Source organism: Clostridium sp. C8 (assembly GCF_001010885.1).
Lineage (GTDB): Bacteria > Bacillota > Clostridia > Clostridiales > Clostridiaceae > Clostridium > Clostridium sartagoforme.
This window is the reverse complement of the sequence record NZ_LBMX01000012.1, coordinates 21,062-43,015: the sequence shown is the minus strand read 5'-3', so window position 1 is coordinate 43,015 and position 21,954 is coordinate 21,062. Positions and strand designations below refer to the sequence as shown.

The window sequence follows — 21,954 nt, the reverse complement described above, 5'->3', positions numbered from 1 at the left end:
TACATATTTGAAATAAAAATAAATTTATTTTATAATATTATTAAAGATAGAAAAAGGAGGCATGACTTTGCACCACTGTGAAATTTGTGGATCAACAGCGGATATTCATCATATAGTTCATAAACATGAAGGTGGTTACGATATTAAACTCAACTATAAATATCTCTGTAACTACCACCATAGAGGGAAAAATGGACCTCATAACTGTATAGAAACTGATTTGAAATATAAACTAGAAATGCAAGATAAACTTTTTAATCTCTTGCCAAAAGACTACTATACAGCTAAAGAACTTTATACTATTTTAGGAATGTCTAACTCTTCTTTAAAAAGATTAATAAAAAAGCTTAAGTTATTTAAAGAAGGATATTCTAAAAAAGAAGTAATAAAAAACCTCATGGGTGGTAAACTCTACTCCTATGCTATGCTTAAAGAGTTAGAATTAGAACGTCTTTTCAATAGTATTAATATTAGCTAAATTTTAACTTTATATTCAGATAGTAATTATTTCAATTTAATTAATATAAAAAGCTTAAGGAATAAATTTATAAGAAGTTATTCAAAGGGTAATCTTTTTATAAATTTCTAAAGAATAAAAAAATAGACTTTAATATTAAAATTAAAGTCTATTTTTGGAGCGGAAGACGGGATTCGAACCCGCAACTTTCACCTTGGCAAGGTGACACTCTACCGTTGAGTCACTTCCGCATATACAATTATTTTAAGATTTAATATGGTGCAGATGAAGGGAGTCGAACCCCCACGCCAATGGCGCTAGATCCTAAGTCTAGTGCGTCTGCCAATTCCGCCACATCTGCATACCTTATATTAACATTATATAGAAAAAATATTTTTAAATCAATAATAAAATATTTTATATTATTATTTTTTACTGTATTCTTTTTATTGACATTAACATATTATATAATTATAATTAATATTAAATATTTTAACACGTTGAAGAGAAGAGTAAACTAATTTTCATTTTCAGAGAGGGATATATTTGGTGAAATTATCTTATTTGAATCTAGTTGAAAACCGCCTCTGAGTGACTTTAATAAAGTCCGTTTATATCACGTTACGATATCTTAAGTGGCCTAACTTTAGGCAAATTAGGGTGGAACCGCGGGAAATTAAGAATTTAATGCTCTCGTCCCTTCTATTATTTTGAAGGGATGAGGGCTTTTTTATTTATAAAAATATTATTTTAAGGCTAATGAACCATAAATCGCAATTGCGATATTTTATTTATTTAACATGGAAGGAGAAAATAAAATGATTAAAATTACTTTAAAAGATGGATCAATAAAAGAAGTTGAAGCTGGTATTTCTGTTTTAGACATAGCTAAATCAATTAGCGAAGGTTTAGCTAGAAATGCTTGCTGTGGAATAGTTAATGGAAAGGTGGTTGACTTACGTCATACAGTAAATGAGGATAGTGAACTTGCTATTTGTACATTTGACTCACAAGAAGGGAAAGATGCATTAAGACATAGTGTATCTCATGTTTTAGCATACGCTGTTAAAAGATTATATCCAAATACAAAGTTAGCTATAGGACCGGCAATAAATGATGGCTTCTACTATGACTTTGATGTAGAAAAGTCATTTAGTGCTGATGATTTAATAAAGATAGAAGATGAAATGAGAAAAATAATAAAAGAAAATCCTTCAATTGAAAGATTTGAACTACCAAGATCTGAAGCTTTAAAACTTATGGAAGAAGCTAATGAATCCTATAAAGTTGAGCTAATAAATGATTTAGATGAAAATGAAGTTATATCTTTCTATAAAATGGGTGACTTTATTGATTTATGTGCTGGACCACACCTAATATCTTTAAAACCTGTTAAAGCAGTTAAACTTCTTAGAAGCGCTGGTGCTTACTGGAAGGGTAATGAAAAGAATAAAATGCTTTCAAGAATATATGGAACTGCATTCCTAAAAAAATCTGATTTAGATGCTCACTTAGAAGCCTTAGAAGAAGCTAAAAGAAGAGATCATAATAAGTTAGGAAGAGAATTAGGTATATTTACTACTGATGAAAATGTCGGTCAAGGATTACCTTTATTAATGCCAAAGGGAGCTAAAATAATACAACTTCTTCAAAGATGGGTTGAAGATGAAGAAGAAAAAAGAGGTTATGTATTAACTAAAACTCCTTTAATGGCTAAAAGTGATTTATATAAAGTTTCTGGTCACTGGGATCACTATAAAGATGGAATGTTTGTGTTAGGAGATGAAGAAAAGGATACTGAAGTTATGGCACTAAGACCTATGACTTGTCCTTTCCAATATTCAATATATAATGCAACTCAACACAGTTATAGAGACTTACCAGTAAGATTTGCTGAAACTTCAACTCTATTTAGAAATGAATCTTCTGGTGAAATGCATGGACTTATAAGAGTAAGACAATTTACCCTTGCTGATGGGCACATTGTATGTACACCTGAACAACTTGAAGAAGAATTTAAAGGCTGTGTTGATTTAATAAATCATATTATGACTACTCTTGGAATAGATAAAGATATATCTTATAGATTCTCAAAATGGGATCCTAATAATACTGAAAAATATATAAATGATCCTGAAGCTTGGAATAACACTCAAAATATAATGAGAGATATACTAAATCATCTTGGTATTGATTATGTTGAAGCTGATGATGAAGCTGCATTCTACGGACCAAAGCTTGATATACAATTTAAGAATGTTCATGGTAAAGAAGATACAATAATAACAGTTCAAATTGATTTTGCTCTTGCTAGTAGATTTGGAATGACTTATATAGACAAAAATGGTGATAAAAAATATCCTTATATAGTTCATAGATCTTCAATTGGATGTTACGAAAGAACTTTAGCTATGCTTATAGAAAAATATGCTGGAGCATTACCAACTTGGTTATGTCCAACTCAAGCTATAGTACTTCCTATATCAGATAAATATAATGATTATGCTGAATCAATAGTTAAAGATTTCAAAAACGCAGGCATAAGAATAAATGGGGATTATAGAGCTGAAAAAATTGGTTATAAGATTAGAGAAGCTAGACTTGAAAGAATACCTTATATATTAGTTGTTGGTGAAAAAGAAGCTGCGAATAATGAGGCTTCAGTAAGAAGTAGAAAAAATGGAGAAGAAGGTGCTCTTCAAGTTTCCGAATTAAAAAATAGATTAATATTAGAAATAGCTAATAAAGAAAAGTAATAAAAAAGAAGGTATTTGATTAATTTCAAATGCCTTCTTTTTTCATTACTTCTATTAAATTATAACTCTCAGAAACTATCATCATCTTGCAAAACTATTCTTTGGCTATTTATCTAAAGTTCTTATTACTCTACAAGGGTTACCCGCAGCTAATACATTACCTGGAATGCTCTTAGTTACAACACTTCCTGACCCAATAACCGAGTTTTTTCCTATTCTTACCCCTGGATTAATAGTAGTCCCACCACCTATCCAAACCCCATCACATATCTCTACCGGATCTGCATACTCTAAATCTTTCATTCTCTCTTCAACTGAAAGTGCATGATTAGCTGTAAATATGTTTACATTAGGCCCAATCATAACATTTTTTCCTATAGTAACTTTTCCACAATCTAATATTGTGCAATTATAATTTGCAAAGGATTTTTCGCCCCAATGTATATTATATCCATAAGCACATCTAAATGGTTGTTCTATATAGAACTCTTCAGGCGTATGTCCAAATAATCCCCTAAGCAAATTCATTCTTTTTTCTATTTCTTTTGGGTGTAATGAATTATATTCAAACATAACTTCATTTGCATGCTGTCTATCATTAAACAACTCATCCCCTAAAGACACATACCAATCACCTTTTAACATCTTTTCTTTCTCGGTCATATTAATCTCCTTTTAACATTAAATTATATTTATGAAAAGACTTCTATTTATTTTCTTCAATAAGCTTTTTCATCTTATTTTGAAGTAACCATATTTTCTTTTGCTTTCTATTATAAGAAACCATTTTTTCCTTATTATTAACACTAGATTCTAATTGCTTTGTAGTCTTTTCTTCATATAACTTTAATGCTTCATTAAGAATTTGAAATTCTTCTTTATTAAACATAAAAACACTCCTTATGCTAATGTAAATTAATTTATTTAATTATGATAGTGCTACATCTAAAATCATCATAATTACAAATCCTATAGAAAAAGCTATTGCACTAATATCTGAAAAATTATCTTCTGCAGCTTCTGGTATTAATTCTTCAACTACAACAAAAATCATGGCTCCTGCCGCAAAAGAAAGAAGATATGGCATAATTGGTGAAACAACACTAGAAAATATTATAGTTATTACTGCTGCTATAGGTTCTACTATTCCAGATAAAGCTCCATAAAGAAAAGCTTTATTTTTGCTTAATCCTTCACTTCTAATAGGCATTGATATTATTGCCCCCTCTGGGAAGTTTTGAATTGCTATTCCTATAGAAAGAGCGAGAGCCGATGCAATAGTTATTGCTCCACCTTCATTCATAACTGCTGCAAAAACAATTCCTATAGCCATTCCTTCTGGAATATTATGAATTACTACTGATAATACCAGTTTTGTAGTTTTACTTAATTTATAGTTTTTTGATCCCTCTTCATTCTTACCATCAACATGTATATGTGGAATGATTTTATCTAAAGAATATAAAAACATAATACCGACAAGTATTCCAACAGCAGCTGGAATAAATGATAATTTTCCCATGTCTTTAGAGATATCTATTGAAGGAATAATTAATGACCATACTGATGCTGCTATCATAACTCCTGATGCAAATCCAAGAAGTATTTTATTAACTTTTTTATTCATTTCTTTCTTCATTAAATATACACAAGCAGCACCTAAAGACGTACCTACAAAAGGTATTAAGATTCCGATTAAAATATTCATTGCTACTACTCCTCCTTTACAAATAGAATGTTCTCTATTTTTATAATAATGAATTAAATTTTATTCATCATATATATCGACTTAATTTTTACTTATTAATATGTTACAACTTTTACTCATGTTTATCAAGTATTCATGGATTTCTACCCTATTTATATTCATCAAAGTCTTAAAATATATACTTATTGCTGTAAATAAGCTTATCTGCCTATTTGAATACTCTCAATAATATTAAATTTGAAAAAAAAGCTACTATTCTACATAATGTATATAGAATAGTAGCTTTATAAAATTCTCTATATTGATTCTAATGCTTGTTCAAAGTCTGAGATTATATCTCTTATATCTTCTACTCCAATTGATACTCTCATCAAATCAGGAGTTACTCCACTTGCTATCTGTTCTTTTTCAGATAATTGACTATGAGTAGTTGTTGCTGGATGTAAAAGGCAGCTTCTTACATCACCTAATGTTACTACTAATGCTACTAAATTTAATGATTTTGCAAACCTTTTTGCATCCTCTATACCGCCATTTATTCCAAAAGTTAATAATCCACTTCCTCCACCTTTTAAATATTTTTTTGCTTTATCATATTGAGAGCTCGTTTCAATATATGGATAATTAACCCATCTTATTTTAGGATGTTTTTCTAACCATTTTGCTAAATCTAAAGCATTTTGTGAATGTCTTTCCATTCTTAAATGAAGAGTTTCTAGCCCTAAGTTAGTTAAATAAGCATTAAAGGGACTTTGGCACGCCCCTAAATCTCGTCCTAATGTAACTCTTAATTTTGTTATATATGCTGCATTTCCAAAGCTTTCTACATACCTTAACCCATGATAACTTGCATCTGGTTCTGTGAAATCTTTAAATTTTCCATTTGCCCAGTTAAAATTTCCACCATCAACTACTATTCCACCAATACTTTGAGCATGACCATCTGCATATTTTGTTGTGGAATGCACTACTACATTAGCTCCATGTTCAAATGGATTACATAAGTATGGCGTTCCCACTGTGTTATCTACTATAAATGGAATTTCTAACCTTTTTGAAACATCTGCAAATTTATCAAAATCTAATATATCTAATCCTGGATTTCCTATTGTTTCTCCATATATTACTTTAGTATTATCCTTTGCACATGAAAGTATTTCTTCTTGGCTTGCTTCTGGATCTACAAAAGTAACATCTATTCCCATTTTTTTAAGATTTACTGTAAATAAGTTGACAGTTCCCCCATATAAACTCGCTGATGATATAACATGATCTCCAGCGCTGCATATATTTAATATTGCATATAATAAAGCTGCTTGTCCTGATGAGGTAGCTACTGCCCCAATACCACCTTGCAGTTTAGCAAACTTTTCTTCCAATGCTCCCACTGTTGGATTTGATATTCTGCTATATAGATGTCCTTCAGCCCCCAAATTAAATAACTTTTCTAATTGATCAGGATCATCATATTTATATGTCGCTGTTTGAAATATCGGTAATACCCTTGGCTCTCCAGCCTTTGGTGCATACCCTCCTTGAATGCATATTGTCCCTTTTTTCCATTGATTTGTCATATTAAAAGCCCCCTTTTTAATATAATTGCTTATTGCTTATACTTTTAGATATTATTTTTTAATAAAATAAAAAAAGTTACTTCATAAAAATAAGAAGCAACCTAAAAATACTAAACTATTCATTAACAAATTTAATGAAATACCTTATTTGCCAAGCAGTAGCTTGCAGGATTTAGCACCACACTAATCTATAAATATTTTTATATTTCGTAGGTTGCTAGGTTTCATAGGGCCAGTCCCTCCACCATTCTTAATAAAGTCTTTATCTATTTAATTATAATTTATAATACACTATATTTTTCTAATTTTCAACTATTATTTATAATTTTTTATAATTTTTGTATTAGTTATTATATAATCTACTTTAATATCGTGTTTTTCATTTTCTATTTTATCAATTACTTGAAGATCATAAGCTAAGACAACTTTATTATTTTTATAAGCTATATCCTTTAAATATCTATCGTAATATCCTCCCCCATAGCCTATTCTATTGCAATCTTTATCAAAAACAACTCCTGGTACTACTATTAAATCTATATTTTCTTTTTCAATATATTTAGAATCATCTATTGGCTCTAATATTCCCATTGAATTTTTCCTTAAATCATCAAAGGAGTTTAACTTTATTGCTTTCATTGATTTATTAGTTTTATATATTTTAGGAATAAAAACATCCTTTTTATCTTCTAAAGCTTTTTTTATTATATTTATTGTATTTATTTCATTACTAAAACTAATATAAATAAATATGTTTCTAGCATTCTTATATAACTCCGTATTTTTTAACTTATTAAATATTTCATTATCCATTATTTCTTTTTCATTCCTATTTAGTGAATCTCTTATTGATAATATTTTATTTCTTAAAATCTTTTTCTCTTCTTTTTTCATATTATTCTCCTAAAAATATCTATTGCAACTTATGCCATCTAAATTTTAATTCCTTTTATAATATATGATAATCCTAATCCTAAAAAGGCTACGACTGTTCCTAACATTAAATTATTTGTAAGTAATCCAATTGCTGTTCCAGCGATAAACCCTCCTAATATTATCAATTCATCCTTTTCTTCATTTTCATCTAATTCTTTATTTTCACCAGTTTCTTTATTTTCGTCTTTTTCTTCATATTCATTACTGCTTTTATCTTCTAGATTAATTTCTTTAATAACTGTATCATTAACCATACTATCTCTATCTCTTACTAGCTCATCTAATGTTATTTCAAACAAATCACATAATACTATTAACTTTTCTATTTCAGGATAGGTTTGACCAGACTCCCACTTAGAAACCGCTTGTCTAGATACATCTAATAATTCCGCTAACTTTTCTTGCGATAATCCTTTTCCCTTTCTCAAGGACTGTAACTTTTCTGAAAACTTCATTTTTATCACCTCTATAAAAAAAATACCCTATACAAGTGTATTATACTACCAATTACTATTTGCTTTTTGTCAACCTAAAGTTGCCATTGTAAAATTTTGCGAAGCAAAATTTTTAGTTTGCAGTTCACAAGGCACAGTGCACAGTTGTTTTATTTTTTTAGGTAACAGGGAACAAGTATCAGGTAACAAGTACTAGATGTAAACTATAATTAAAAATTAAGAAACATCTACTTCAAGGTAAGCTTAGGGACAGTAGTTAGTTTTGTGTAGCAAAATAACCTTAATTTTTTCATTCTTTCATTTATAAATTGCTTTGCAATTTATATCATAACCTGTTCCCTGTTACTTTATTCCAAAAACTGTGAACTGTGAACTGTGCGCTGTGAACTGAAAAATGCTTCGCAATTTATATTTATAATGTCTCTCAATATAGATGCTGCTGCATTCATTGTTCCTGATGCACCACCTATTACACTAATATCCCCTAATGTATCGGTACTATAAAATACACCTTTATTTTTATCATCTACACAGTATAAAGGATGACTTTTACATATTACTTCTGGTCTTACATATGCTTTTATTTGACTACCTTCTTTATATACTTTTCCTATTAACTTAATTTTATTACCTCTCTTTTTTTCATTCATTATTAAATTCTTATCTAATAAATCTATTCCCTTTATATCAATATCTTTAATACTTAAATCAGAATTCATAATAGCATTTGCTAATATTAATATTTTTGATGCGGTATCATAACCTTGTACATCTAAATTATAGTTTGCTTCTGCAATTCCAAAGCCTATTGCCTTATTTAAAGCTTCACCATATTCAATTTCATTTTCATACATTTCACTTAAAATATAATTGCTTGTTCCATTTAATATCCCTTCAATTGCTAGTATCTCTGCTCCAGCTAAATCAAAAGTACCAACATTTATGGATGGAAGTGCACCTCCCGTTGTACATCCTATACCAAGGTTAACTTTATTTCTATTCGCCAAATTTTTTAGATTTTTATATTGTAATAGTATTGGTCCTTTATTTCCTGTTACTACATTAATAGAATTTTCTAGTGCTAATTTTATATGAGTTAATCCTGGTTCGCCTGTCTCTATATTAGTGTTTGTTAGTTCTACTAAAGTATCTATATCTTTATTTTTTATAATAGTATTTATATTTATATTTTCATCAAACTTATCTTTATATGTTTTTAAATTAAAATTATTTTTTATAATTTCTTCAATATCTATTCCATTATTATTGTAAATTCCACCATCACTTTTTATTATATATTTTATTTTTATATCTAAATTCATAGATTTTAATGTATCTTTTTTATCTTGTAATAATTTTATTAAAGCTTTAGCTACTCCGCCATAGCCTAATATTCCTATATCCATATTCAGACCTCCCTTTAATATAATTATAACTAAGTTTCTAGTAGTATCAATTTTCTTTTTATTAATCTTGAATAATTATATATTTAATTTTATGGTTAATATAAAAATCCTTAATATAATAAGGCTATCCTTCTAACTAATAAATCACACTTATTTAATGTAATTTAGCTTAGTCAGAAGTATAGCCTTTTTCTATTTTGTAAAAATTCTTAAATTTAAAAATTAAATTCATCCGTAATTTGAAATAATATCTTTATTCCTTAATTACATATCTTAAAGAATAAACCTCACTATTTACATAATCTATACCAAATTCTATAGGTTTAGAATATTGATCATAATTTGTGGTAATTATCTCAATGACAATTGCTTTTCCTGTATCTGAAAAGAATTTAGCTTTTTCTCCTAATAATTCTACTGCTTTTAATTTTTGATAAGAATGATTTATCTTAATATTATATTTTTTTCTCAATACATTATAAACTGATTCATTCTCAAGAACATATTGATCGAGATCAGGAAACCTATCAGATGATATAAATATTTTTTCTATTACTACTGGATTATTATCTGCATACCTTAATCTTTCCAAAACGTAAACTTCACTATTTACAGGTATTTTTAAATTATCTGCAATATAATTATCAGCTTTAACTTTATCAAACATTAAAATTTTTGAGGAAGTTTTAAAACCTAAAGCTTCCATTGTTTCGCTCCATCCCTTAGAAACAGAGTTCATTGTTTTTTCAATATTGAACTTAGCCACAAAAGTTCCTTTACCCCTTATACGAGTTAACATCCCCTTACTAACTAAATCATCAATAGCCCTTCTTACTGTCATACGACTTGTATTAAAAAGAGTACAGAATTCCTCTTCTGTAGGAATAATTTCTCCTTTTTCATACCTTCCATCTTTTATTTCATTCTTTATATAATCAATAATTTCTTTATAAATAGGCTTTCCTGATTCTTTCATTATCTAGTCACCTGCTTTTAAATTAATATAATTCTATATCTTTTGCCTATGTTTTATATTAATATAGCATATTATTAAACATTAGTTCAAATATAATATAATCTATATAATACTTATCTTAAATATTAATAATATCTATTGAATAATTCATTATTATACTCATCTGCTCCATCTAAATTGGAACTTTTAAATACTGGTGGTTCTATTCCTGCCTTTACTAATTTATCAATAACAGCTGCTATTATAGCTTGAGCTATTGCTATACCTGTTGCATCTGAAGTTGCTCCTATAGGTACATCAAATCCTTCTACATAAAATGCAGCGTCACCTTTTTCAGCGCAATTATCTATTACTACATCTGCTATTTGATACATATTTTTTCCTGACTTATGTCTTGATTCAACTTTAGTAGAATGTTTAAGAGATGTTAATGCAATAACACTTGCTCCTATTTCCTTTGAATATAAACACATTTCAACAGGTACATTATTTCTTCCTGAATTAGAAACAACCATTATAGTATCATTTTTATTTACTTTATATAAATCTAGAATGCTTTTTGAATATCCATCTAATCGTTCTAAATATGTGCTTTTATTAGGCATTTCATGTAACATTAATTCTGGAGGTAATATCCCTTGTACATATGCTAATCCTCCAGCACGAATATATAATTCTTCAGCTACCATATGAGAGTGCCCTGAGCCAAATACATAAAATCTTCCACCCTTTTTACAAGATTCTACTATTAAGTCTGCTGCCTTCTCTATATTTTGACTTTGAGTTTGTTGTACTTCTTTTAGTTTTGAAATTACAAAATCTAAATACTTGTTTATTATCATTTATATACCCCCTACATAATTTAGTTAGCGTAAAATTTTTTTACACTATTTTCTTTTTAAAATCTTTATATTTTATTTATTATCAAAATCTTGTTTTAGCTTTTCTAATATAAAAGAAATCATCTTTTCCCCTTGTCCTCTTTTTATAATACTTGAGGAAGCTTCATAGCATTTATTATCAAAAGATTTTTCATCAGCAAAATATAAATAATATCCATTGGTATATCCTAAAATTATATTATTACCAACTTCCTTTATCTTCTTGCCTAAGCTTGAAAAAAGTTCCCCAGGTACTGTTATTAAATTCCAATTATTTATTTTTATTATATTTATTTCTACATTTAGCTTATCCATTTTACCTATATTTTTAGCAAATTTTAAATTTGTGCAAGCCCCTTCATATTGAGATTCTATTACTCTTAAATCATTATAAGAGATTTCTTTTTTCTTAACTTCTTCTAATTTCTTTTCTAACTCATATAATATTTTTTGAGCTTCTTCAACACTATCTAAATCTTTAATTTCTAAATCTAAATTATAATTTTTAACTTGTATATTATTTATAGGCCCTTTATATATAGGATTGCTTAAACTACTTTTAATTGCATCTGATAAATTTTTTCCAAGCCTATCTACTTCATCAAATGATGATTCTTTTCTTGTAAATCTAGTACTTATATCACCAGCACTTCCATTAGTAAAAGTAATCATATCGTATGAATTCCCTAAATGCTTTAATACACCAGAAGGAAGATCCGCTGTAATATATAAATTTTGCTGGTTCATTATTGTTGGATGACATGAAAAATTATACATTAATACTTTTTTACCATTATTAAGTAAAAATTCAATTGTAAATAATTCTGTATCCCAAGGAAATTTAATATTATGCCTTTCACTACATACATTATAAACATTTGAAATTCCTATTTGTATTTCACAATTTTCTCTATTATCTAGTGCTCCCCTTACTCCTTCTATTAATTTATTAATAGAATCTTCAACTAAATTTTTATTGTATTCTCCAAATATTTCTTCTAATCCATTAAGTATTCCATTTATATTATCAGAAACTCCCTTAGGTCCAGAGTGAGTGTGTGTAGCTCCCACAATTAAATTTCCTCTTTTTATTCCTAAGTGTTTAATTTTATCATGTAATTCTTGAATAAAATAATTATCTACACAAAGTGTATCCATTTGTATAAAGCATAATAATTCTTCATTATTGTCAATTATTAATATTCTTGCAAATAAATCATCATGGATACCTTTTGAAGGCCTAAAATTATCATACCCTGAAAGTAACACTCCAATTTCTGGTGTTATATTTACTTGAGAAAACCCGACTTTTGTCCCCATATAAAATCTCCCTTACATTATAATAAACCTTAAATTCTTTATATAATTATTTTACTTATAAATCTTTTTATATAAATTAATAATTTGTATATACTATTTGTATACACAAATTATATTATCCTTTAAAATGTAAGTCAATAAGAAATAAAAAATTTTATACAAAAAAAGACTGCTGATACTTATCAGCAGTCTAGAAGTCATTAGCTAAGCTAATGATTCTTTATTTATAGGGAAATTCAATTTATATTAATCCATATCTAGGATGTTCTTAATTTCATTTTTATATGCATCTGCTTTAGCTCCGAAAATAGCTTGAATTCCATTACCAACTTCAACAACGCCAGCTGCACCTAATGATTTTAATTTGTCTTTATTTACATTTGCTTTATCTTTTACTTCAACTCTTAATCTAGTTATACAAGCATCAACACTAACTATATTTGCTTCTCCACCTAATGCTTCTAAAACTGCTGGAGCCTTTTCAACTATTTCATTGCTTTTACCCTTTGAAGCTTCTTTTATATCAGCTTGAGGAATTCCAGCTTTTTCTTGATAATCTGCTTTAGTATAAAGTTTAGTTTCTTCTTCATTTTCATCTCTACCTGGAGTTTTTAAGTTGAACTTCTTAATGATGAATAAGAATAAGAAGTAATAAACTACTGCATATACTAGACCAACAATTACAGCCATTATCCAGTTAGTTGGTACTCCTGCTCCCGCTGGTAATAAACCAAATAATGTGAAGTCTATTATACCACCTGAGAATGTCATACCTATGAATACATTTAGTATATCCATTAACATGAATGATAAACCTGCTAATAAACAGTGTACTCCGTATAATACTGGAGCAACGAATAAGAATGTAAATTCGATTGGTTCAGTAATACCTGTTAACATTGCTGTTACTGCTGCTGATACTAATAATGATCCAACAACTTTTTTCTTACTTGGAGCTGCTGTTCTATACATTGCTAAAGCAGCTGCTGGAAGACCAAATATCATGAATGGGAATTTACCAGCCATAAATCTTGTTGTACCTGAAACTATCGTTGCCATATCTGCTGATGAAGCTCCAACTAAGCTACCCATACTTGATAATTGAGTAAAGTAAGCTGTGTTAGCTCCTGCAACTGTTTGCCATGTTCCATCTACTAATATCTTTCCTTCAACAAATGATCCAAACCAGAATGGTGTATAGAATACATGGTGTAATCCAAATGGAATTAACGCTCTTTCAATAACTCCATAGAAGAATGTTCCAATTGCTCCTGCATTTCTAACTAATTCAGAAAGTACTCCTATACCATTTTGAACTATTGGCCATAAGAATGCTAAAACTGCTCCAACTAATGCCATTGCTAATGATGTTACTATAGGAACAAATCTTGATCCTGAGAAGAATCCAATAACTTGTGGTAATTGTATTGTATGATATTTATTGTGTAATATTGCTGTAACTATACCTGTTATAATACCACCAAATACTGACATATTTAATGTAAATATACCTAAGTTAGTAGTTACATAAGTACCATATGCACCAACCTCTGTAGGAGTAACAACACCTAATTGAGTTAATCCTAAAGTTAACATTGTAGAAATAACTTGGTTCATAACTATGAAACCAAATACTGAAGCTAATGCAGCTGTTCCTTTATCCTTTTTAGCTAGTCCAACAGCAACACCTACTGCAAATAATAAAGGTAAGTTACCAAATATTATATCTCCAATGTTTTTCATTATTGTTAATATTGCAGTTACAGCTGGAATAGTAACAAAAGATATAAGTGGTTGATAAACTGCTGGTGGATTGTCAAGTCCTGCTATTCCTAGTAAAGCACCACCAACTCCTAATAAAATACCTGCTATTGGTAAAGCTGCTATTGGAAGCATGATAGCTTTACCTATTCTTTGTAAAAATTGTAGCATTTATAATTCCTCCTTAAAAATTTATATTAATAAAAATAGATTACTACAGTAGTTCATGCTACTATGGATTTATTATTTCCATTTAAGATTAAAGTTATGAAGCTTTTTATAAATAATATTAAAAAATAAAAAAAGGACCAAAACCTTATAGATATAGATATATCTATAATATTTTTAGTCCTTGCCTGCATAACCAGTAACACACTACTTATTTATTTATGTACTTATAATATCATATGTTTTTTTAAATGTAAATGTTTTTTTGAGATTTTTTTTATTTTTTTATTCAATTAATAATACAATATAAAATTTATATTTAGAATATACTTTTCAATTACTTTTATAAATTTTGATTATAACTCTATGAACTGGATATAATTTCAATGAGGTGATATTTTGGAAAATAACAACAGTTCACTTAGAATAGATTTATCTATAATTTTATTATTAACATCCTTATTATTCTTTTTAATATATTGCTTAAGCTTATGATAAATAAATCTTTACAGATTAGATAAAGGAGTAATTTAATATTAAATTTACCCCTTCTTTTAATCTACATTTATACTATTCAAAAACTTATTGCAATCTTTTCTGTTATTAAAAATATATACAGATTTTTCTCTTTCCGCTTTCAGAATATTATAAAAATCATCTCTATGATTTTTATTAAAATTCCATATCCATTTCATAAATTCCATATCAAATCTCTCTGGGCATCCCTCTGACATATCCGGTCTAACCTTGCCATAATTTAATAAAGTTCTTTTTATTACACCACATATGCAGGTTATTCTTGAATAGTCTAAATATATTACAGTATCACAGGCTTTAAGTCTTTCTTTTAAAGTTCTATCATAGTTACCGTCTATTATCCATTTATCTTTTTTTAATTCTTCTTTAAGAAAAGCATTAAACTCTTCTCTTGAAATATTTACCCAGCCTTCTTTCCAAAAAATTTTATCAAGATGAATCACTGGTAGACTAGTTTTTTTAGATAAATTTCTAGCTAATGTAGATTTTCCACTTCCACCACATCCAATAATTATAACCCTATTCATATCTTAGCCTCCTTTGTGCATTCATAGTCCTCTTCCTATATAAGCTAATTATTTATCTCATTTACATATTTCTCTAAATCATTTCCCGCGATTTTCTTTAAATCTTCTGTGTTCGAAACATGATTTCCACAGTTATTTCCACAGTATATACCTTTCTTTATTGGTGCAATTAAAAAACCAGCTACAACACCTCCTAAAAAACATGTTATACCTAATAATGCCTTTTCTTTATTTTTCATCTATTTCTCCACCATCCTTTTATATTCTAATACTTTGTTTGCTCTATAATATAGTTATATAATTATACCATATCATTATACATTTTTATCCATATAGAACTTTATTTTATCATTGCTATTAATAAATAATAAATCTATTAATCTACCATTAAATATAAAATAAAATGGAGCTGTCTACACAACAGCTCCACTTTATTTATTTCTTTTCAACTGGTATCCATATCTCACAAAAGCAATCTGTATTATTTTCTTCTTTATATAATTCAAAATCAATATCATCTAACATAACATATTCTGAACCTGGTAGAAATTCATTAAATATTCTATTCCACATTTCACCAATACATTTTTCATCTTCTCCTATGCACTTAAAAACTCCCCATAATGTTGGCTTTACATCCCATACCACAAATCCTTCTGGTATATCACCACCACAATATTCCATAGCGATTCCATAATCAAAATATTTACTTTCTTTAGATATAGGCTTACAAGCTCCATAAATGTCCTGTTTTTTTGTATTACTTTTTAACTGCTTTAGAACTCCACTTTCTGCACATTCATTCCAAAAATTAGGTATATCCCTATTATCTTCTTCTGAAATTGACTCAACTCTAAACTCCTTAACCTTTGTTAGTAACTTAAAACTCTCTTTTTTTACAATCTTATAATCCATAATTGTTCCACCTTCCAATGAAATTTTTATTATAAGGCGATTAAAAGATTTTAATTCCATTCCAGAACGTCTTGCTATACTGGGGGTTACTCCATGGAATCTCATAAATGCTTTCGAAAAACTCTCTGGAGAATCATATCCATACTTTAATGAAATATCTAAAACTTTAGCATCCGACATAGAAATTTCTTGTCCAGCCATAGACAATCGTCTTTTTCTTATATATTCGTTAGCCGTTATACCTGTTATCATGCTAAATAATCTATGAAAATGATAATTTGACATGTAAACATATCTTGCTACATCCTCATAATTAATGTCTTCTAAAATGTTACTTTCCATATAGTCAATTGATTTTTGTATACTTTGGATACAATCCATCTTTATCTCACCTCATGTATTTATTGTAAGGTATTAAAATTTATAAATCCTAGCTAAGTTTGCTCAAATTTGTCCAAATTGTTTATCTAAATTTAAGTTTTACGGAGTAAAACATACTCAATGTCAATTATTCATTTTATAAATTACTTTTTAATCTACTATAATTATATCAGAATACAAATAATGAAATATAGTTATCCTATGATATAATAAATAAAAATAATGTTGGAGATGATTTTATGGAAAATAATATATATAAATTAACTCAAATAATAAATGAGAGTGATAACATAGTCTTCTTTGGAGGAGCAGGCGTAAGTACAGAATCAGGTATTCCAGACTTTAGAAGTTCCAATGGATTATTTAATGAAAAGCTTAATATAACTTTTACTCCTGAACAATTAGTTTCTCATAGCTTTTACATTAGGTACCCTGAGGAATTCTTCAATTTTTACAAAGCTAAACTTATTTATCCTGAAGCTAGGCCTAACAAAGCTCATATAGCATTAGCTAAACTTGAAGAAATGGGAAAATTAAAGGCAGTTATAACTCAAAATATAGATGGACTTCACCAAGAAGCTGGAAGCAAAAATGTTTTTGAATTACATGGATCTGTATTAAGAAATTATTGTATCAGCTGTAATGCCTTTTATGATGAAAAATTTATCCTAGAATCAAAAGGAGTTCCTACTTGTACAAAATGTGGTGGAAGAGTTAAACCTGATGTTGTTCTTTATGAGGAAGGTTTAGATGATGCTACTATTAGAGGTGCTGTTGAAGCTATATCTAAAGCAGATACTTTAATAATTGGCGGTACTTCTCTTGTAGTTTATCCAGCTGCTGGACTTATAAATTACTTTAGAGGTAAAAATCTTATTCTTATAAATAAGAGTACCACTTCTGCTGATAATAAGGCTAATTTAGTTATTCATGATTCTATTGGAAAAGTTTTAGAAGAGGCTGTTGCACAATGTAAAATTAATAATTAAAAATGTAAAATTAAGGAGTTGCTAAAATAAATATATCTTTAGTAATTTGTTTCAAATTACTTTAATAATTCTACATTTTACATTCTAAATTCTTTATTTGAGGCTGCTAAGGCAGTCCCTTTCTTATATCATACTTTATTAATTATTATTCTATTTCTAATAAAAAAATATATTGTTCCGAATTAAACCTATATACCTTATCAATTACTTTCATACCTAATTTACTTAAGAATCTACATGATGCTTTGTTAGCAACTTGTGTTTCTGATACAATCCTTTTAATATTTAACTCTTTAGATACAAAGTTTATAATTTCCTTAGTTACTTCTAAAACATACCCATTCCCCCAATATTCCGGAATAAATTGATATGAAAGTTCCTTATATATCCCATCATGATGTTCATCTATAGATATTAATCCTATAAAATCATTAGTACTCTTTAATCTTATAACCCAATATAAGGAATCATCTGTAGCATTTATCATCTCTATAAAGCTATTGCTATATTTTTCAATAGAAACCACTCCACCAAGAAACTCTCTAACTCTATTATCAAGATATAATTCCTTAACATCATTGTAATCATCTTGTTTTAAAAGTTGTATTATACATCTACTTGTTTCCATTTTATTCGCTCTATTTATCATAAACACAATTTCATTCCCATTACTTTTATTCAATATATTGCCACCATTTTTCTTGGTAATTTAAATATTTATCTAAATATACAGTTTCTCCAATTTTAGGGGTAATTACCTCAGTATCAAGCTTTTCAGAAGCTTTTACAAATCTTTCTACTGAGTCATCCCAACCATGATCTGATAATACAAAGGCTCCCCAATGGATAGGCATAGCCTTTTTTGCTCCTAATATTTTTGCAGTTTCAGCTGCTTCTTCTGGAAACATGTGACTGCTATGCCACTTCATATTATACTGTCCATTTTCCATAATAGCGATATCAAAGTCACCATACCTTTCACGTATTTCCTTAAAATGTCCCCCAAAACCACCATCACCACTTTCATATACTTGGTAGTTCTCATTCTTTAATACCCAAGAAGCATAAAGTGTCCTATTAATATTGAAACCCTTTCTATTAGAAAAATGTCTAGCCGGAGTACAGGCTATTGTTAATCCATCTACTTCAAATTCTTCCCACCATGCCATATCTTGAATCTTACTTTTATCAATCTTCCAACGTTCCAAATGTTTATTTACTCCTAGGGGTACTATATATTTACTTACTTTACTATCAAGTTCTTTAATTGATTTCATATCTAAGTGGTCATAGTGGTCATGAGAAATAATTACTATATCAATTTCAGGTAATTCTTCTATTTTTATTGGTGGTTTGCTAAATCGCTTTGGCCCCATAAAAGAAATAGGTGATGAACGTTCAGAAAACATAGGATCAATAAGAATATTCATTCCATTCATTTGAATTAATAAACTTGAATGTCCAAACCATGTTACTGCAAATTCCTCTTTTGAAGTCTTGCTAATTGACGGATTTGCTGATGGTAATACTCCTTTTGGAACTTTCTCTTTCTTTGATACAGGATCATCAGTAAACTCATTTTTTATTTCATATTCTGATGGATATATAAACCTTCCATTTACATAGTTTTCTGCACGTTTTTCATAATCACTTTTGTCTTCTTTTGATATTCTCCCCCCAAATATAGGGTTAATATTTATAAATACTGTAACTAGTATAATTATTGCTATTATAATTTCTAATATTCTCAATGCTATTTTCACCAACTTCTTTTTTTGCATTATTAATTTACTCCTTAAAGTATTTTAAAGTATCTAATTAATTCTTTCTCTTTTACAATGTTTATATTCTAAAATACACCTGAAAATATTATATAATTCTTTCAGGTGCATTTTTCATTATTATTAAAATTTATATTATAGCTTTTTTTCTATCCTATTTCTTATCTCTTCCATACGCTTGTCTAAGGCAGCACTAACCTCTGAACATTCTACTAATTCTCTCTCTAATAGTTCAATTTCTTCTGAATCAATATTTTTCTTATATTTTAATTTATGTTCTAGGCTTGCCCAGAAATCCATAGCTATTGTTCTAAGTTGAACTTCTACCTTCATATATTTCTTTTCATTTTTCAAGAAAATTGGTACTTCTATTATTAGATGTAAGCTTCTATATCCACTTTTTTTAGGATTTTTTATATAATCCTTTCTTTCTATCAGTCTAATATCATCTTGATTTAACAAGCAATCTGCCAGCATATAAATATCTTCTGGAAAGGAGCAAATTACTCTTACTCCAGCAACATCATTTATATTTTCTTCTATTGATTGCAATGAAAAAGGTAGTTCCTTCCTTTTAAGTTTTTTCAAAATGCTTTCATTAGATTTTAGTCTAGATTTTATAGTTTCTATTGGATTTCTATCATATTGTACTGAAAATTCTTCATTTAATACATTGAACTTTGTTTCAACCTCCATTATTGCACAACGATAGTAAGTCATTAATTCGTTTACTGGTCTTATATTTTCATGCATTGCTGATAAAAAATCATCAGTAATTATTTTTTCCATAATTAACTTTTCTCCAAACTCCCTAAGCATATAATCATCCCTCACATTGTAATATAATATATTCTTATATTAACATTATATAAGAATAAACGCATCTTTCTTAACTATATTTTAATAATTAGATGTACTATATTTGTATAGAAATTAGTTATAAAGTATTTATTTTACAGTATATATTTTGATATGGGGGGATGCCAAATAAAAGATGGAAAACTAAATAAATATACTATTGCATTGACTTGGAATTTAAAATCAAGTAAGCAATAGTATATTTTTTTATTTAAAAGCAAAAAATTTTAATAATACAAAGGTTACTGGAATTCCTATTACTGCAGCTAAACAATAGGCAACTAATTTATGTAATTCTAAAATATTAAAGGTTATTATTACAACAATATTTTGAATTATAAAATTTGGTATATATGAAATTCCAAATTTTAAAAACTTAGTAATGGATAGTTTTTCTTTAAAGGTTATATAACTATTTAGAATGTATGAAACTATTAAACCAGAAATATATCCTAAAACAAATGCTAAGTTTTCATTAAGTAAACTTGAATATATAAAGGAAAACACAATTCCATTAAAGGTATTTATAACACCTATAATTATAAATAATATAAATTCCTTATTTATAAATATATTTTTTACTTTATTTATTATATTCATTTATCTTTTATTCCTTATTCTTTATTAATTTATCTTTAATAATATATCTTGGTCTAGCCTTAGTTTCATTATATATTTTTCCTATATACTCTCCTATAACTCCTAATGAAAGAAGTTGTATTCCTCCTATCATCCAAATGGATATTGTTAAAGATGTCCATCCTGTTGTAGTTCTACCAAAAAATTTTACTGATAAGGAATATACTAATGCTACTAAGCTAAGTATAAATATAGAAAATCCTAAAGTTGAAATTATTCTTATAGGCTTTATGCTAAAGGATGTTATTCCATCCCAAGCAAAGGCTAACATTTTTTTTAAGGGATATTTAGATTCTCCTGCAAATCTTTCATGCCTTTCATATTCAACAATGGAATACTTATATCCAATTAGCGGTACTATTCCTCTTAAAAATAAGTTAACTTCTTTAAATTCACTTAAACCTTCTAAGGCTCTTTTGCTCATAAGTCTATAATCTGCATGATTATAAACAACATCTACACCTAGTTTATTCATAACCTTATAGTAACCAAGTGCTGTTGTTCTTTTAAAGAAGGTATCTGTTTTTCTTGAACTTCTAACTCCATAAACCACATCACTTCCAGTATAATATTCCTTAACAAATTCATCTATTACATCAATATCATCTTGTAAATCTGCATCTAAAGATATAACCATATCTGCATGTTCTTTTGCTGTCATAAGTCCTGCCAATAATGCATTTTGATGTCCCTTGTTCCTGGAAAGATTAACGCCACTAAATATTTTATTTTCTTCATATAAATTCTCAATTATGTCCCATGTCTTATCTTTTGAGCCATCATTCACAAATAATATCTTGCTCTTTTCTGATATATATTTATTTTCTATCATTGAATTCATTTTTTCTAGAAGCCTGCTACTTGTTTCTGTTAAAACTTCTTCTTCATTATAACAAGGAATAACCAAGTATAATGTCTCATTCATAATA

At 28.0% G+C, this 21,954-nt stretch carries 22 protein-coding genes, 2 tRNA genes, 1 riboswitch and 1 other annotated feature; of the genes, 3 read left to right on the top strand and 21 right to left on the bottom strand.

Features of this window, described 5'->3' with window-relative positions; translation table 11 throughout:
- The first annotated feature begins 67 nt into the window (after positions 1–67).
- Positions 68–478: an HNH endonuclease signature motif containing protein gene (locus tag AAT22_RS01995; RefSeq protein ID WP_016205784.1), complete on the top strand. Its 411-nt coding sequence runs from the start codon at positions 68–70 to the stop codon at positions 476–478.
- Positions 479–633: 155 nt separating this feature from the next.
- On the opposite strand, the gene AAT22_RS01990 is transcribed toward AAT22_RS01995, so the two are convergent.
- Together AAT22_RS01990 and AAT22_RS01985 are read right to left on the bottom strand one after the other, a co-directional pair.
- Positions 634–708, bottom strand: a tRNA-Gly gene (locus AAT22_RS01990).
- A 26-nt stretch (positions 709–734) separates the two neighbouring features.
- A tRNA-Leu gene (locus AAT22_RS01985) sits at positions 735–818 on the bottom strand.
- A gap of 130 nt (positions 819–948) precedes the next feature.
- Positions 949–1,161, top strand: a binding site (T-box leader).
- A gap of 114 nt (positions 1,162–1,275) precedes the next feature.
- On the opposite strand from AAT22_RS01985, the gene thrS reads away from it, so the two are divergent.
- Positions 1,276–3,213: a threonine--tRNA ligase gene (gene thrS, locus AAT22_RS01980; RefSeq protein WP_047000058.1), complete on the top strand. Its 1,938-nt coding sequence runs from the start codon at positions 1,276–1,278 to the stop codon at positions 3,211–3,213.
- A 105-nt stretch (positions 3,214–3,318) separates the two neighbouring features.
- On the opposite strand, the gene AAT22_RS01975 is transcribed toward thrS, so the two are convergent.
- The 14 genes from AAT22_RS01975 to AAT22_RS01910 all read right to left on the bottom strand — a co-directional run bounded on the left by AAT22_RS01975 (position 3,319) and on the right by AAT22_RS01910 (position 16,758).
- Positions 3,319–3,876 (bottom strand): sugar O-acetyltransferase, encoded by a 558-nt coding sequence (locus tag AAT22_RS01975; RefSeq protein WP_047000057.1) that lies wholly within the window; start codon positions 3,874–3,876, stop codon positions 3,319–3,321.
- A gap of 43 nt (positions 3,877–3,919) precedes the next feature.
- The gene (locus AAT22_RS01970) at positions 3,920–4,102 is read right to left on the bottom strand and encodes a hypothetical protein (RefSeq protein ID WP_016205787.1); all 183 of its coding nucleotides are present in this window, start codon (positions 4,100–4,102) and stop codon (positions 3,920–3,922) included.
- Positions 4,103–4,141: 39 nt separating this feature from the next.
- Positions 4,142–4,921 carry a ZIP family metal transporter gene (locus tag AAT22_RS01965; protein WP_016205788.1) on the bottom strand — a complete coding sequence of 260 codons (780 nt, stop codon included), beginning with the start codon at positions 4,919–4,921 and terminating at the stop codon, positions 4,142–4,144.
- Positions 4,922–5,217: 296 nt separating this feature from the next.
- Positions 5,218–6,495 carry an O-acetylhomoserine aminocarboxypropyltransferase/cysteine synthase family protein gene (locus tag AAT22_RS01960; RefSeq protein WP_047000056.1) on the bottom strand — a complete coding sequence of 426 codons (1,278 nt, stop codon included), beginning with the start codon at positions 6,493–6,495 and terminating at the stop codon, positions 5,218–5,220.
- Positions 6,496–6,636: 141 nt separating this feature from the next.
- Positions 6,637–6,755: riboswitch (SAM riboswitch) on the bottom strand.
- A 55-nt stretch (positions 6,756–6,810) separates the two neighbouring features.
- Positions 6,811–7,389 (bottom strand): 5-formyltetrahydrofolate cyclo-ligase, encoded by a 579-nt coding sequence (locus AAT22_RS01955; protein WP_047000055.1) that lies wholly within the window; start codon positions 7,387–7,389, stop codon positions 6,811–6,813.
- Positions 7,390–7,427: 38 nt separating this feature from the next.
- Entirely contained in the window at positions 7,428–7,886 is a 459-nt protein-coding gene (locus AAT22_RS01950; protein ID WP_016205791.1) for a helix-turn-helix transcriptional regulator, read from the bottom strand.
- A gap of 347 nt (positions 7,887–8,233) precedes the next feature.
- Positions 8,234–9,292, bottom strand: a complete 1,059-nt coding sequence (locus AAT22_RS01945; protein ID WP_016205792.1) for a homoserine dehydrogenase — start codon at positions 9,290–9,292, stop codon at positions 8,234–8,236.
- Between the two features lie 253 nt (positions 9,293–9,545).
- The gene (locus AAT22_RS01940; RefSeq protein ID WP_047000054.1) at positions 9,546–10,268 is read right to left on the bottom strand and encodes a GntR family transcriptional regulator; all 723 of its coding nucleotides are present in this window, start codon (positions 10,266–10,268) and stop codon (positions 9,546–9,548) included.
- Positions 10,269–10,393: 125 nt separating this feature from the next.
- The gene (locus AAT22_RS01935; protein WP_016205794.1) at positions 10,394–11,110 is read right to left on the bottom strand and encodes an SIS domain-containing protein; all 717 of its coding nucleotides are present in this window, start codon (positions 11,108–11,110) and stop codon (positions 10,394–10,396) included.
- Between the two features lie 72 nt (positions 11,111–11,182).
- Positions 11,183–12,469, bottom strand: coding sequence for a neutral/alkaline non-lysosomal ceramidase N-terminal domain-containing protein (locus AAT22_RS01930; RefSeq protein WP_047000053.1), 1,287 nt, complete (start codon positions 12,467–12,469; stop codon positions 11,183–11,185).
- A gap of 246 nt (positions 12,470–12,715) precedes the next feature.
- On the bottom strand, positions 12,716–14,401 hold the full coding sequence (locus AAT22_RS01925; protein WP_047000052.1) for a PTS transporter subunit EIIC: 1,686 nt from the start codon (positions 14,399–14,401) through the stop codon (positions 12,716–12,718).
- Between the two features lie 551 nt (positions 14,402–14,952).
- A complete protein-coding gene (locus tag AAT22_RS01920; RefSeq protein ID WP_016205797.1) occupies positions 14,953–15,462 on the bottom strand; it encodes a DNA topology modulation protein in 510 nt (169 codons plus the stop codon).
- Positions 15,463–15,506: 44 nt separating this feature from the next.
- The gene (locus AAT22_RS01915; RefSeq protein ID WP_016205798.1) at positions 15,507–15,701 is read right to left on the bottom strand and encodes a hypothetical protein; all 195 of its coding nucleotides are present in this window, start codon (positions 15,699–15,701) and stop codon (positions 15,507–15,509) included.
- A 196-nt stretch (positions 15,702–15,897) separates the two neighbouring features.
- Positions 15,898–16,758 carry an AraC family transcriptional regulator gene (locus AAT22_RS01910; protein ID WP_047000051.1) on the bottom strand — a complete coding sequence of 287 codons (861 nt, stop codon included), beginning with the start codon at positions 16,756–16,758 and terminating at the stop codon, positions 15,898–15,900.
- 239 nt (positions 16,759–16,997) lie between these two features.
- Here AAT22_RS01910 and AAT22_RS01905 point away from each other — a divergent pair, with 239 nt between their 5' ends.
- Entirely contained in the window at positions 16,998–17,747 is a 750-nt protein-coding gene (locus tag AAT22_RS01905) for an NAD-dependent protein deacylase (protein WP_047000050.1), read from the top strand.
- Positions 17,748–17,892: 145 nt separating this feature from the next.
- Here the strand turns inward: AAT22_RS01905 and AAT22_RS01900 are convergent, their stop codons facing one another.
- The 5 genes from AAT22_RS01900 to AAT22_RS01880 form a co-directional block, all read right to left on the bottom strand.
- Positions 17,893–18,429 carry a GNAT family N-acetyltransferase gene (locus AAT22_RS01900; protein ID WP_242849774.1) on the bottom strand — a complete coding sequence of 179 codons (537 nt, stop codon included), beginning with the start codon at positions 18,427–18,429 and terminating at the stop codon, positions 17,893–17,895.
- Complete coding sequence (locus AAT22_RS01895; protein ID WP_047000049.1) at positions 18,422–19,528, bottom strand: MBL fold metallo-hydrolase; 1,107 nt, start codon at positions 19,526–19,528, stop codon at positions 18,422–18,424. The genes AAT22_RS01900 and AAT22_RS01895 overlap by 8 nt, the downstream gene beginning before the upstream one ends.
- A gap of 135 nt (positions 19,529–19,663) precedes the next feature.
- On the bottom strand, positions 19,664–20,317 hold the full coding sequence (locus tag AAT22_RS01890; protein ID WP_242849773.1) for a GTP pyrophosphokinase family protein: 654 nt from the start codon (positions 20,315–20,317) through the stop codon (positions 19,664–19,666).
- Between the two features lie 276 nt (positions 20,318–20,593).
- Positions 20,594–20,986, bottom strand: a complete 393-nt coding sequence (locus tag AAT22_RS01885) for a GtrA family protein (RefSeq protein ID WP_047000047.1) — start codon at positions 20,984–20,986, stop codon at positions 20,594–20,596.
- Between the two features lie 7 nt (positions 20,987–20,993).
- Positions 20,994–21,950: a glycosyltransferase family 2 protein gene (locus AAT22_RS01880; protein WP_016205804.1), complete on the bottom strand. Its 957-nt coding sequence runs from the start codon at positions 21,948–21,950 to the stop codon at positions 20,994–20,996.
- Positions 21,951–21,954: the final 4 nt, after the last annotated feature.

What these genes read in the sequence shown, in the direction of transcription:
- thrS (WP_047000058.1), top strand. Translation starts at nt 1,276, where the DNA reads ATGATTAAAATTACTTTAAAAGATGGATCAATAAAAGAAGTTGAAGCT.
- AAT22_RS01975 (WP_047000057.1), bottom strand. Translation starts at nt 3,876, where the DNA reads ATGACCGAGAAAGAAAAGATGTTAAAAGGTGATTGGTATGTGTCTTTA.
- AAT22_RS01970 (WP_016205787.1), bottom strand. Translation starts at nt 4,102, where the DNA reads ATGTTTAATAAAGAAGAATTTCAAATTCTTAATGAAGCATTAAAGTTA.
- AAT22_RS01965 (WP_016205788.1), bottom strand. Translation starts at nt 4,921, where the DNA reads ATGAATATTTTAATCGGAATCTTAATACCTTTTGTAGGTACGTCTTTA.
- AAT22_RS01960 (WP_047000056.1), bottom strand. Translation starts at nt 6,495, where the DNA reads ATGACAAATCAATGGAAAAAAGGGACAATATGCATTCAAGGAGGGTAT.
- AAT22_RS01955 (WP_047000055.1), bottom strand. Translation starts at nt 7,389, where the DNA reads ATGAAAAAAGAAGAGAAAAAGATTTTAAGAAATAAAATATTATCAATA.
- AAT22_RS01950 (WP_016205791.1), bottom strand. Translation starts at nt 7,886, where the DNA reads ATGAAGTTTTCAGAAAAGTTACAGTCCTTGAGAAAGGGAAAAGGATTA.
- AAT22_RS01945 (WP_016205792.1), bottom strand. Translation starts at nt 9,292, where the DNA reads ATGGATATAGGAATATTAGGCTATGGCGGAGTAGCTAAAGCTTTAATA.
- AAT22_RS01940 (WP_047000054.1), bottom strand. Translation starts at nt 10,268, where the DNA reads ATGAAAGAATCAGGAAAGCCTATTTATAAAGAAATTATTGATTATATA.
- AAT22_RS01935 (WP_016205794.1), bottom strand. Translation starts at nt 11,110, where the DNA reads ATGATAATAAACAAGTATTTAGATTTTGTAATTTCAAAACTAAAAGAA.
- AAT22_RS01930 (WP_047000053.1), bottom strand. Translation starts at nt 12,469, where the DNA reads ATGGGGACAAAAGTCGGGTTTTCTCAAGTAAATATAACACCAGAAATT.
- AAT22_RS01925 (WP_047000052.1), bottom strand. Translation starts at nt 14,401, where the DNA reads ATGCTACAATTTTTACAAAGAATAGGTAAAGCTATCATGCTTCCAATA.
- AAT22_RS01920 (WP_016205797.1), bottom strand. Translation starts at nt 15,462, where the DNA reads ATGAATAGGGTTATAATTATTGGATGTGGTGGAAGTGGAAAATCTACA.
- AAT22_RS01915 (WP_016205798.1), bottom strand. Translation starts at nt 15,701, where the DNA reads ATGAAAAATAAAGAAAAGGCATTATTAGGTATAACATGTTTTTTAGGA.
- AAT22_RS01910 (WP_047000051.1), bottom strand. Translation starts at nt 16,758, where the DNA reads ATGGATTGTATCCAAAGTATACAAAAATCAATTGACTATATGGAAAGT.
- AAT22_RS01905 (WP_047000050.1), top strand. Translation starts at nt 16,998, where the DNA reads ATGGAAAATAATATATATAAATTAACTCAAATAATAAATGAGAGTGAT.
- AAT22_RS01895 (WP_047000049.1), bottom strand. Translation starts at nt 19,528, where the DNA reads ATGCAAAAAAAGAAGTTGGTGAAAATAGCATTGAGAATATTAGAAATT.
- AAT22_RS01890 (WP_242849773.1), bottom strand. Translation starts at nt 20,317, where the DNA reads ATGGAAAAAATAATTACTGATGATTTTTTATCAGCAATGCATGAAAAT.
- AAT22_RS01885 (WP_047000047.1), bottom strand. Translation starts at nt 20,986, where the DNA reads ATGAATATAATAAATAAAGTAAAAAATATATTTATAAATAAGGAATTT.
- AAT22_RS01880 (WP_016205804.1), bottom strand. Translation starts at nt 21,950, where the DNA reads ATGAATGAGACATTATACTTGGTTATTCCTTGTTATAATGAAGAAGAA.